The sequence below is a fragment of the Fusobacterium sp. genome (assembly GCF_029258315.1).
GTDB lineage: Bacteria > Fusobacteriota > Fusobacteriia > Fusobacteriales > Fusobacteriaceae > Fusobacterium_B.
The window spans coordinates 1-11,329 of record NZ_JARHZE010000044.1 but is presented as its reverse complement, the minus strand read 5'-3'; the positions used below and the strand labels follow the sequence as shown (position 1 = coordinate 11,329).

Annotated in this window: 9 protein-coding genes; 4 read left to right on the top strand and 5 right to left on the bottom strand. The window is 25.3% G+C overall.

Translation table 11 applies throughout. From position 1 onward, the window contains the following. Window positions 1-1,716: SbcC/MukB-like Walker B domain-containing protein (locus Q1J48_RS03325; protein ID WP_300361223.1), on the top strand; the 1,716-nt coding region annotated here is incomplete at its 5' end. A gap of 78 nt (window positions 1,717-1,794) precedes the next feature. Continuing rightward, complete coding sequence (locus Q1J48_RS03320) at window positions 1,795-3,735, top strand: fructose-1,6-bisphosphatase (protein ID WP_300361220.1); 1,941 nt, start codon at window positions 1,795-1,797, stop codon at window positions 3,733-3,735. Between the two features lie 196 nt (window positions 3,736-3,931). On the opposite strand, the gene coaBC is transcribed toward Q1J48_RS03320, so the two are convergent. The 5 genes from coaBC to Q1J48_RS03295 form a co-directional block, all read right to left on the bottom strand. Beyond that, window positions 3,932-5,107, bottom strand: coding sequence for a bifunctional phosphopantothenoylcysteine decarboxylase/phosphopantothenate--cysteine ligase CoaBC (gene coaBC, locus Q1J48_RS03315; RefSeq protein WP_300361217.1), 1,176 nt, complete (start codon window positions 5,105-5,107; stop codon window positions 3,932-3,934). A gap of 15 nt (window positions 5,108-5,122) precedes the next feature. Then, complete coding sequence (locus Q1J48_RS03310; protein WP_300361214.1) at window positions 5,123-6,085, bottom strand: hypothetical protein; 963 nt, start codon at window positions 6,083-6,085, stop codon at window positions 5,123-5,125. Between the two features lie 17 nt (window positions 6,086-6,102). Then, on the bottom strand, window positions 6,103-7,386 hold the full coding sequence (gene aroA, locus Q1J48_RS03305; RefSeq protein ID WP_300361211.1) for a 3-phosphoshikimate 1-carboxyvinyltransferase: 1,284 nt from the start codon (window positions 7,384-7,386) through the stop codon (window positions 6,103-6,105). A 38-nt stretch (window positions 7,387-7,424) separates the two neighbouring features. After that, window positions 7,425-8,414 (bottom strand): tRNA nucleotidyltransferase/poly(A) polymerase family protein, encoded by a 990-nt coding sequence (locus Q1J48_RS03300; RefSeq protein WP_300361209.1) that lies wholly within the window; start codon window positions 8,412-8,414, stop codon window positions 7,425-7,427. Window positions 8,415-8,495: 81 nt separating this feature from the next. Beyond that, window positions 8,496-9,041 (bottom strand): toxin-antitoxin system YwqK family antitoxin, encoded by a 546-nt coding sequence (locus Q1J48_RS03295; RefSeq protein WP_300361207.1) that lies wholly within the window; start codon window positions 9,039-9,041, stop codon window positions 8,496-8,498. 386 nt (window positions 9,042-9,427) lie between these two features. Between Q1J48_RS03295 and rsmB the strand changes: the two genes are divergently transcribed. Both rsmB and Q1J48_RS03285 read left to right on the top strand, forming a co-directional pair. Beyond that, window positions 9,428-10,726 carry a 16S rRNA (cytosine(967)-C(5))-methyltransferase RsmB gene (gene rsmB / locus Q1J48_RS03290; RefSeq protein WP_300361204.1) on the top strand — a complete coding sequence of 433 codons (1,299 nt, stop codon included), beginning with the start codon at window positions 9,428-9,430 and terminating at the stop codon, window positions 10,724-10,726. Between the two features lie 33 nt (window positions 10,727-10,759). Beyond that, a partial coding sequence (locus tag Q1J48_RS03285; protein WP_300361201.1) for an O-methyltransferase occupies window positions 10,760-11,329 on the top strand: 570 nt, incomplete at its 3' end.

Below are 11,329 nucleotides of genomic sequence, written 5' to 3'. Positions count from 1 at the left end.
TCTAAAAAGGATAAAATAATTACTGAAAAATTAGATGTTCTAAAAAATAATAAAGATTTATTAGAAAATTCTAAGATTAAAATTTTAGATGAGATTAATACATTAGAGGAGAAAAAAATAAATAATCTCGCATCTCAACTGGCTAAAACCTTAGAAGATGGAAAACCTTGTCCAGTGTGTGGTTCTCTACACCATATTGAGATTAATTTTAATGAGGATAACTTTGAAGAGCTTAAAAATAATTTAGAAAAACTTTTAAAGAAAAAAGAAAATATCATCAAAGAAGAGGGAGAAGTATCTGGAAAAATTGAAACCCTTTTAATTGAAAAAGAACATTTAAAACTTACATATAATGATGAAATTTTAGATGATGAAAAGATTAAAATTTTAGAAAATAATTCTCTTTTAATTGAAAAAGAATATAAAAATATAAAAGAAAATATCAATAATTCTAAAATTAAATTATCTGAATTAGAAAATGAAAAATCTAAAATTATAACAGCTAAAAATTTTATTGAAAAGGATATTAAAAATAGTAATAAGCTTTTAAATGATGAAAAGAAAAATAGGGAAGATATAAATTTAAATATAAATAATTTAAAAAGTGAAATTCTTTATATAAATCCTAACTATATCGATGTTTCTCTTGAAACTTTAGAGGAAAGAAGAGATACTTTATATAAAAATCAAAATATCATAGAAAAATTTGAAAAGGATATTAAAAATTTAACTATTGAAAAAGAAAAGTTTTCCAAACTAAAAGAGGAAATTTCTAAAAAAATAAATGAACTTGAAAATAATGAAATTAAATTTTCTACCGAAAATCAATATCTTGAAGATAATCTTAAAAATATCTTAAAAATTTTAAATTCTCTTTTAGAAAAATATAATTTTTCTGATGAAGAACAGGTTAAAAAATATTATCTTACTAAAGAGGAGAAAAATTCTCTAAGTTTAGAAATAAATGTATATCATAAAAATTTAAATACTGTTGTTACTCTTTTAGAAGAGATTAATAAAAATATTGGGGACAGAAAATTATCAGAAGAAGAGTGGAATGAAATAAAACTTAAAAAAATTAAATTGGATGACGATATTACAAATTTAAAAATTAATATTTCTAAAGACCAAAATGATTTGGAAAAGAAAAAAATAAATCTTGAACACATTGAAAAAATAAATAAAGATTTAAATAATACTATTAAAAAATTAAAAGTTGCTGAGGATCTTTATCTAAAATTAAGAACTGGGGATTTTGTAAGTTTCCTCGCAAATAAAAAATTAAAAAATATTATAGCCATGGCATCATCAAGACTTATTAAAATAAGCAATGGTAAATATCAACTTATATCTGATGAAAATTCAAACTTCTATATAGTAGATATTTTTAATGATGGTAAAAAAAGAAGAACAGCTACTCTTTCTGGGGGAGAAACATTTATAGTTTCACTTTGCTTAGCTCTAGCACTTTCTAAACAACTACAACTTAAAGGAAGAAAACCTCTTGAATTTTTCTTCCTTGATGAAGGATTTGGTAGCCTTGATTCAAAACTTTTAGAAAAAGTAATGGATTCTATTGAAAATATTCGTGAAGAGGAAAAAATAAAAATCGGTATTATCACCCATCTTGAAGAACTAAAATTAAGAATACTTAAAAGAATTGAAGTGGAAAAAGCTATTCCAGGAGAAAGAGGAAGTAAAATAAAATTAATTTAGCTTATATTATTTTTTATTTTATGATATAATTATTTTTAACTATTATAAAAAACTATTGTCTTATTAAAGGAGAATGTTATGGATAACGATAAATTAAAATTTTTAAAACTGCTGTCAAAATCTTTTCCAAGTATTGCGTCTACTTCGGCAGAGATAATAAATTTAAAATCTATATTAAATCTTCCCAAAGGAACTGAACATTTTTTAACTGATATTCATGGAGAATACAAAGCATTTAATCATGTTTTAAGAAATGGTTCTGGAGTTATTAGAGATAAAATCGATGATATTTATGGAGATTCTTTAGAAGAAGATTTAAAAAAACAACTTGCTACTGTAATATATTATCCAGAAGAAAAAATAAATTTAATTCAAAAACAGATAGAAAATATGAAACCTTGGTATAAAATAACTATTTTAAGATTGATAGAGGTTTGTAGAATAGTTAGTTCTAAGTATACAGATTCTAAAGTAAGAAAAGCTCTTCCTTCTGATTTTGCTTATACTATCCAAGAACTTCTACACGAAAAATATTCTGATGACAAAAAAGACTATGTAAAAAATATAATTGATACAATTATCGAGCTTGATATGGCAAAGGAATTTATTGTGGCTATGTCTGAACTTATTCAAAGACTTACTATTGATGTTTTACATATTGTTGGAGATATTTATGACAGAGGTCCTCAACCTCATCTTATAGTTGACAAACTTATGCAACATCACAACGTAGATATTCAATGGGGTAACCACGATATGCTTTGGATGACTGCTGCTGCTGGACAAAAATGTGCCATTGCCAACGTTGTCAGAATAAGTAGTAGATATTCAAATACAGATATATTAGAAGATGTTTATGGAATAAATATGTTGCCTCTTGCAAGATTTGCACTTAACACTTATAGTAAAGATCCTTGTACAAGTTTTATTCCAAAAGAGGCAAAGGATAGCGATATCTCTTTAATGTCAAAAGTTCATAAAGCTATATCTATCATCCAATTTAAAATAGAAGGACAAGTTATAAAAAACAATCCTAAATTTAATATGGAAAGTAGATTACTTCTTGATAAAATAGATTATACTAAGGGAACTGTTAAAATAAATGGTGTTGATTATCCTTTAACTGATACTAACTTCCCAACAATCGATCCAAAAGATCCATATAAATTAACTGATGAAGAGGATGAAATTTTAGAAAAATTAAAACAAAGTTTTATCCATAGTGAAAAATTACAAAGACACGTCAAATTCCTTTTCTCTAAAGGAAGTATGTTCTTAAAATACAATTCAAATTTATTGTTCCACGGTTGCATACCTGTGGATAAAGATAAAAACTTTACTAAGGTTAAACTTTTTGATAAAATTCTTTCTGGTAAAAAATATCTTGAAGAGATTGATAGAATTTGTAGAGAGGGATTTTTCAATAAAACAGATAAAAAAATGAAAGAAATTTGTATGGATATTATGTGGTATCTATGGTGTGGAGAATATTCTCCTCTTTTTGGTAAAGATGCTATGAAAACTTTTGAAAGATATTTCACTACTGATAAGGAACTACATAAAGAAAATAAAAATCCTTACTATTCTCTTTACGAAGATCAAGAATTTATAAATAAAATATTTGAAGAATTTGGATTAGATCCTGAAAAATCTCATATAATAAATGGACATATGCCTGTAAAAGAAAAAAGAGGAGAAAGTCCAATAAAAGCCAATAAAAAACTTATAGTTATTGACGGTGGTTTTTCTAAAGCTTATCAAAAAGAAACAGGAATTGCTGGTTATACATTGATATATAACTCTTATGGTTTAAAACTTGTATCTCACCAGCCATTTGAAGATGTTAATACTGCAATAGCTAAATGTATAGACATCCATTCTTCTACAAGAATAATAAAAAGAGTATTGGAAAGAAAAACTGTCAGAGATACAGATATTGGTGAGGATATTCAAAAACAAATTGAAGATCTTTATGAACTGCTTAATGCTTATAAAAGAGGGTTTATTAAAAGTAAATAATATTGTAATAAATTGTGCAAAATTAATTTGCACAATTTTTTTATAAAAAAATTTAACTATTAAATTATATCTTATTATTAAAATATCTCAAATTTACTTTTTAAATTTAAGCATTAATTATAAAAAAACTACACCCACCATCTTAGTTGTCTAAGATTTTGGGTGCAGTACACTTTTTGGTATTTTCATTTAATACTTATAAATTAACTATCTCTTTTAAAATATCAATAGCCAACTCTTTTTTAGTTTTTTCTGGGATATCTTTAAAAGAACCATCTTTTTTTATAAACGTAGCTGAATTATTAACGCTTCTCATATTATGAGCATTATTGGCAACTATCATATCAAGATTTTTCTTTATAAGTTTCTTTTTAGCATTTTCTATTATATTTTCAGTTTCAGCAGCAAATCCAATTAAAGTTTGAGATTTTTTTCTCTGTCCCATATTAAATAAAATATCTGGATTTCTATCTAAAACTATAACTAAATCATCATCTGCTTTTTTTATTTTTTGCTCTGAATAAAATTTTGGTTTATAATCTGCAACTGCTGCACAAGCTATCCCAACATCTTGAGAATCAAATCTCTCCATAACAGCATTATACATATCCATAGCAGATTTTGTTTGAACAAACTCCGCTAAACCTTTTGGTACATCAAGATTTGTTGGCCCTGAAACTAAAGTTACTTTAGCTCCCATCTTAACAGCTTGTTCTGCCAAAGCATATCCCATCTGACCACTTGAGTTATTACTTAAATATCTCACTGGATCTATTGCTTCCTCAGTTCTTCCAGCTGTAATTAATATTTTTTTATCCTTTAATAAATCTTTATTTTTATCTTCTAAAGCATCCTCTATTATTTTCACAATCTCATCTTCATTTTTCAGACGACCTTTAGCATTTGCATTACAAGCTAAAAATCCTTCATCAGCTTCGATGAAATTATATCCATACTTCTCAAGTTTTTTTATATTTTCTTTTAAAATTGGATTTTCATACATATTTACATTCATAGCAAGAGCTATGTATTTAGGTTTTGTACAAGCTGATATAACAGTTGACAACATATCATCAGCTATACCGTTTGCAATTTTTCCTACTATATTATAAGTTGCTGGAGCTATTAAAACTAAGTCTGCCCATTCTGCTAAAGATATATGTTCTACCTCATATCCTCTGTTTATATCCCACATATCAACTACAACTTTATTTCTTGAAAGAGTTTCCAATGTCAAAGGTGTTATTATTTTTGTAGCATTTTCCGTCATAATAACTTTTACATTGTATCCTTTTTTCTTTAGTTTTGAAATTATATTAGCAGATTTGTAAGCAGCTATCCCACCACAAACTCCAATAAGTATATTTTTCAAGGGTCTCCCTCCATTTTATATTTTATTTTCTTTAAAATATTTTTCAGATGTATCCAATACATCTTTTATAGTTTTTGTTAAAATATTAGCTTTCCCTGATAATATTCTAAGATCTACATCAGCTAATTCATCCATAAATTCTATATTATTATCTGTTAGATAAGTAGAAAACTTTCTAAAAGATTTAAATATCTTTTGAACTTTCGCACCTTTACATAATAAGATTCTATCTTCTATTGAAACTTTTCCCTTTTTAAAATTTTCAAATTTAAGATTAGCGGAATCGAAATTTTTACAATAACGAATCTCACCTATATCTTCTAACGATTCTATATCATTGATAAATAGATAATTTTTTTCTATTAAAAATTCTCTGATATCTTTAAACTTTGTAGCATTATAAAAGTCTTCTGTTAAAATCTTATATTTAAATTTATCTAAAATAATCACATCATCTGAAAATTCCATAGGTTTTTGTTCAACCTCTATTTTCACTACTTCGTTTGCAACCTCTTGATAATGAGATAATTTTTCTTTAAGCTCAAGATTTTCTTTTCTAGCACTTTTAAGGCTTCTTTCCATTATTTCCATCTGTTTTGGAGAAACAGAAGAAGTTTCAACATTTGCAATTTTTTCTTCTAAAAAATCTATCTTTCTTAAAAGAGAACTATTTTTTTCACTTAACTCTTGAACCTCTCTCTCAGATTTTTCTAATTTTTCTTTTAAAAAATTAGAACTCTCTGTGTCCATCAATTCTTTTTCAAGTGAAACTACTCTATCTCTTAGATTTTTATTTTCATTTGTAAATGCCTCTATTCTATTTTGAATCATTTCAAGCTCTGCTACTGATAAAGAATTTCTTTCAACATCAATGATCTTTGCTTTTAATTGTTCAATCTCTTTGTTTTTATTTTCAATTATGCTATTTAATTCTTCTATTTTTGCTACACTAGATTTGTCTCTAAAAAACAATCCCATATATCCCTCCAAGATAACTATTTATATATATTTTCAAATTCTATATAGAAATTTGGAAATACTTTTGATACACAATGAGGGTTAATAATAGATACTCCTTCAACTTTTAATCCTACTAATGTAAAACTCATTGCAAGTCTATGATCGTTAAATGACTCTATTGCATCTCCCTTATAAGTATCTTTTTTCTTTGGTATGATTTTTAATCCGTCTGGAAGGTCAGTAGCACTTCCATTTATTTTCTTAATCTCTGTACGGATAGAATTTAATCTATCACTACCCTTTGTTCTTAGGTTTGCCACATTATGAATTTCAGAAGGAGTTGATGCAAATAGTGCAACTATTGCAAGAGTTGGAACTAAATCTGGAGTTCTGTTTAAATCCAAATTAAATCCTTCATATGATTCTACCCCTTTAACTGTAATAGAAGTTTGTGTTCTTTCTATTATTTGCAATCCTAAATTCTCAAGAATTTCAAGGAATTTATAATCTCCTTGAATACTATTATATGAAAAATTATTTATTTTTATTGTACTATTTGTAATAAGAGCAGCAGCTAAGAAATATGATGCAGATGCCATATCCCCCTCTATTAAATACCCTTTTACAACATTAAACTTTGATTTTTTTACTAAATATCCTGTTTCTGTTTTTTCTATATTTGCTCCAAAATCGTGTAACATTTTTAATGTAATATCCACATAAGATTTTGAAGTGATTTTATGTGAAGTTATTATATTTATATCACTATTAAAATAAGAAGCAGAAAGTAAAACTGAAGATAAATATTGACTACTATTTTTTCCTGGAACTTTTATTGTATTATTAACAGTCCCTGTTGCATAAATCTTTATTGGTAAAAATCCAGATTTTTTTGTATATTCAATCTCTATTCCCAACTCTCTTATACTATCCACAAATTCACGAATAGGTCTACTTGAAACTCTAGAAGAAGCATCTATTGTTATTTCCCCTCTTCCTGTAACTACATAAGAAATTAAAAATTTCATCACTGAAGCTGAATTTCCAACATGAAGAGTTTTCTTTCCAAACTCTCTTCTTTTATTTCCAGCTATTTTTATATATTTTTTGTCATCAGAAACTAAGATTTTATTTCCTAATTTTGTTAGACATTCTACCATTTGAACAGTATCTTCACTAAAAAGTGGATTTTTAAGTATCACTGGATTTTCTGATAAAGCCGCTAAAATAAGAGCTCTTGTCGTCATTGATTTTGAACCCGGTATACTAATCTCTGTACAAAAATTCTCCCTCGTTTTAACTACATATTCTTCTCTCATTAATTTCACCTCTCATAAATATACCACACCTATGTATATTATAACATTTTAAAGGTATAAATATCAAGAATATACAGAAAAAATTCTTCCATCTTCTTGATATTCTTTTTAGAAATTGAAAAATTTTTCATCAGTTCTTTTCTTTGATCTTCTTCACAACAGAAAAATATTCCAAAAAAAATAGATTTTTCTTTTGAATCTATATTAAACTTTGTACACATCTCCTTATTATTTTTGTTTGTTTCATAAAATTCTAAAATTTTCTCTATTTTTTCTTCATCCAATTTTATTTTTAAAAATTCTAATATCTTATACTCTTTTAAAAATTTTACTACAAGTTTTATATTCTTTTCCTTAAATAAAATAAATAGGTCATTTTTTAATCTATCAAAAGAGATATTTTTTAAATACTCTTTTTCTATTGATTCTTTCAAAAAAATCTCAGTTTTTTTTCCAAAAGTAAAATTATATCTACTAGCAAATTTTATCCCTCTTATTATTCTAGTTGGATCATCTTCAAAACTTTTTTTATGTAAAACTTCTATTTTTTTATCTACTAGATCCTTTTTTCCTAAATATGGATCAAAAATTTCCATTTTTTTTATATTATAATAGATTGAATTTATAGTAAAATCTCTTCTTTTATAATCTTTTTCTAAAATAGATTTTTTTACAATAGGTAAACTTCCAGAAAAAGGATAAACTTCCTCCCTAAAAGATGCAATATCTATATTAATTCCATTTTTTAAGATTATGTTATAAGTTAAAAATTTTTCATTAATTCTATATTTTTCAATTTCAAAATTTTTTAAAATTAAATTTCCAACCGATAAATAATCATCAGATACAATATCAATATCCTTTGTAGAAGTTTCCATAAAAATATCTCTTATTACTCCTCCTACAAAATATACTTCATATTTTGTATCCTTTAAAATTTCATATAATTTTTTTATAGTCTCTAACAAATCTTTTGTATAAAATTTTTCAATATTATTATTTAATTCTTTTAATTTTTTTAAAATCATCTTTCCTCCTAAATAATAATATATCATACTCCCATTAAAAAAGCCACGCAAAAACGTGGCTTTAATTTCTATTTTATTTTCCTATTTCTCTATTTTATTATTTTTATAAATGCATTCTTTTACAAGATTTCCATTCTCATCATACTCTTTATATTCACCATTTAATTCACCATTTTCATAAAAGGCATTTTTATATATTTGTCCATTTGAATAATATTCTTTATAAGGTCCTGAAAGTTTTCCATCTTTTATATTACAATCTTTTTGTACTTTTCCATCTATAAAGAAACAAATATTTGTTTTTGTATTTTTAGAATCTATATATTCTACTAATTTTTTAGTTTGTCCATTTGGATAAAAAGCTTCGTATCTTCCTACCATCTCCCCATTTACCAAATGATAAACTACATCTCTTGCTCCATTAGATAAAAAAGTTTCATAAACTCCGTCTAAGTTTCCATTTTTATAGTTTTTCTTTGTTTCTATCTGTCCATTAGAGTAGTAACATTTATATTCTCCCTCTCTAACTCCATTAACATAATTTTTTTCCTCTTTTACCTTCCCTGTTTCGAAATATTTTACCCATAAACCTTCTTTTTTTCCTTCCTCATTGTATTGATTAACCATCTTAACCGCCTCCCTGAAAAAAAGTAAATTCAAATGTATTTTATTCTAACATTTTTGTAATAATAGTATACCTTATATTCTTTTAAAAGTCAATATAGAAAACACTTAAGATTTTTTATAAAAAAAATTTTATCCTAGTTTGACTTTATTTAAAAAGTAAGGTATCATATACAAGAAACAAAAAATTTATATAATTTCATTGATTTATATAATGGTTTTATCTTATGATTTTTTGACTTTATAAAAGTTAAAAATTATTTTATCTATGATTTAAATTTTTCTTTTAAAATATAGATTTAGAAATTTCATTATATCCGTCAAATCTTATATAATAAAAATAATTAAATTGATATTAATTTATTAGTAAAATTAATAGGAGGAAAATTTTGAATATAAAACAAAGAATAATCAGTTTATTATCAGAGGTTGATAATGGAAAATTTTCTAATATAGCTCTTAACGAGTACTTTAGAGAAAACCATATACCTGAAAAAGAGAGAGGATTTATAACTGAAGTTTTTTATGGAGTGATTAGAAATAAAATATTTTTAGATTATGTTATTTCTAAAAAAGTTAAAGAGATAAAAAAAGATTGGCAAAGACAACTTCTTAGAATTTCTATCTATCAAATAGCTTTTATGGATAGTGATTCAAAAGGAGTTATTTGGGAAGCTACTGAACTCACTAAGAAAAAATTTAGTGTTCCTGTTGGAAGATTTATAAATGGGGTTCTTAGAAGTTATGATAGAGAAAAAGAAGATATTTTAAAAGAACTAAAAGATGAAAATAAATATCACATTGTTTACTCTTATCCAAAATGGTTTGTTGAAAAAATGCAAGAGGAGTATCCTAAAGATTTTGAAAAAGTTTTAATCTCTTTAAAAAAAATACCATATATGGCAGTAAGAGTTAATACTTTAAAATATTCTTGCGAAGAGTTTGAATCTCTTCTTCAAGAAAAAAATATAAAAATTATTAAAAAAGTTGATTCTGTATACTATATTAATTCAGGATCTGTTATCTACTTTGATGAATTTAAAAACGGAAAGATCATCGCTCAAGACGGGGCTTCTTATTTAGCTGTAAAAAATCTTAATCCACAAAGTGGAGAAGTAGTTCTTGATTCTTGCTCTGCTCCTGGAAGTAAAAGTGTACTTATTGGAGAGTTTATGAAAAATCAAGGAGAAATTTTGTCCCTTGATATCTATCCACATAAGATAAAACTTATTGAAGAAAATGCTAAAAAAATGGGAATTGATATTATAAAAGCTGTTAAACTTGATGCTAGAAAAATTAAAGAACAAGGAAAACAATTTGATAAGATTCTTGTTGATGCTCCTTGTAGTGGTTATGGAGTAATTAGAAAAAAACCTGAAGCTCTATATAATAAAGATCTTACAAATGTAACTGAACTTGCTAATCTTCAATATGAAATCTTAGAATCTGCTAGTAATAATTTAAAAATTGGTGGAGAGTTAGTTTATAGTACTTGTACTATAACAAAAGAGGAGAACACAAAAAATATTATTAAATTTTTAGAAAATAATAAAAATTTCTCAAGTGTAAAAATTGAAATCCCTGAAAATATAAGTGGTGAATATGATGAAGTTGGTGGATTTTTAATAAACTTCGAAGAAGAAATTGTAGATAATTTCTATATTGCTAAACTTATAAAAAATAATTAATATAAATTTTATTAAATAATTAAGGAGAAAAAATTGTTAGAAGAATTAAAAGAAGCCAGTGAATATATAATTGGTAAAATAAAAGAAACTGATCCTCTTATTTTGGAATTAGAGGAATTTGCAAAAATTCATAATGTCCCCATCGTTACAAAAGAGGTTGCTAAATATTTAGAGTTTATGATTAAAACTCATAATATTAAAAATGTTCTTGAAATTGGAACTGCTATTGGATATTCTGGTATCCTTATGGCTAGACTTATAGAAAAAAATGGTGGTACTCTTACTACTATTGAAATTGATGAGGAGAGATATAACCAAGCTAAAGAAAATTTTTCTAAAGCTAACCTTACAAATGTTAAGATGATACTAGGAGATGCCACTGAAGAAATAGAAAAATTAAATGATAATTACGACTTTATCTTCATTGATGCGTCTAAAGGACAGTATAAGAAATTTTTTGAAGACTCATATAAAATGTTAAATGAAAATGGAATAGTTTTTATTGATAATATTATGTTTAGAGGTTACCTTTATAAAGAGTATCCGAAAAGATTTAAAACAATAGTTAGAAAATTAGATGAATTTATTGATTACCTATATTCT